The sequence below is a fragment of the Rhodococcus sp. P4_B6 genome (genome assembly GCF_056402215.1).
The window spans coordinates 1-1,110 of record NZ_JBFUHV010000450.1 but is presented as its reverse complement, the minus strand read 5'-3'; the positions used below and the strand labels follow the sequence as shown (position 1 = coordinate 1,110).

Sequence of the window (1,110 nt, the reverse complement as noted above, 5' to 3'; positions counted from 1 at the left end):
GGGCAAGACGTGAGCTTCATGCAGGCGCGGGTGCGCGGCGTTCGACGGTGAGTCGGCCGACGAGTTTTCCCGACGGGTTGAGGTCAGGAGCTGGAATGTCGCAATTCAAGCCCTTCTTCACGCAGGTGCAGTCCCACTACGACCTGTCCGACGACTTCTTTCGGCTGTTCCTCGATCCGAGCATGACCTACAGCTGCGCCTACTTCCCGCGCGAGGACATGACGCTCCAACAAGCGCAACGGGCCAAGATCGACCTCTCGCTCGGCAAATGCGACCTGCAGCCGGGCATGACGCTGCTCGACATCGGCTGCGGCTGGGGTTCGACCATGCTCCGCGCCCACGAAAAATACGATGTCAACGTCATCGGCCTCACCCTCAGCGACAACCAATACCAGACGCGTCACCGAACTCCTGTCAGGTCTGCCGGGGACGCGGACCGCCCAGGTCCGCCTGCAGGGCTGGGAGGAGTTCGACGAGCCGGTGGACCGGCTCCAGCGTCACCGACCGGACCTGGCTGGACCGTATCCTCCGCGGACGGCCGGTGTTGATGATCGCCGAGGGACTAGTAGACTGTCGCGGCTAAGTGTTGGGATATAGGTGGCGGAGTTTGATGCGGGCGTCGTCGGTGGTGAAGTGCCACTGGACCTGGCGTTGATCGGCGTTGGTCTGTCGTTGCCAGGCGGCGAGTTCGGCGCCCAGGGTCTCGAGGTCCTCGATGCGCCGGTCCAGACACTGGCGGGTCAGCACAGAGAGCTCGATCTCGGCGACGTTGAGCCACGAGCCGTGTTTGGGGGTGTGGTGGATCTCGAGTCGCTGCGCGAGCGCGAACGCCTCGGCCGGCTCGAAGGCCTCGTAGAGCGATCCGATGCCGTGAGTATTGAGGTTGTCCATCACCAGCACCACCGTCTCCGCGTCCGGGTAGTCCACGCACAGAAGCTCTTTGACCTGCCGAGCCCAGTCGATCTTGGTGCGCCGGGGCTGGGCATCGACACGCCGCCAGCCGGCCAGAGGCTCGACCCAGCAGAAGATCGAACAGGTCCCGTGCCGCACATACTCGGAGTCCTCCTTCAGATCGCGTCCCGGGCCTGCAGGGAGCGGGTCACGCACGTG

The 1,110-nt window shown here is 64.7% G+C and carries 1 protein-coding gene and 1 pseudogene; one reads left to right on the top strand and one right to left on the bottom strand.

The window, feature by feature from the left end; genetic code table 11:
* Positions 1-95: 95 nt before the first annotated feature.
* Positions 96-492 (top strand): annotated as a pseudogene (locus AC1DWT_RS51475) (class I SAM-dependent methyltransferase); the annotation flags it as partial.
* Between the two features lie 87 nt (positions 493-579).
* On the opposite strand, the gene AC1DWT_RS51470 reads toward AC1DWT_RS51475, so the two are convergent.
* Positions 580-1,110: transposase (locus AC1DWT_RS51470; RefSeq protein WP_477926301.1), on the bottom strand; the 531-nt coding region annotated here is incomplete at its 5' end.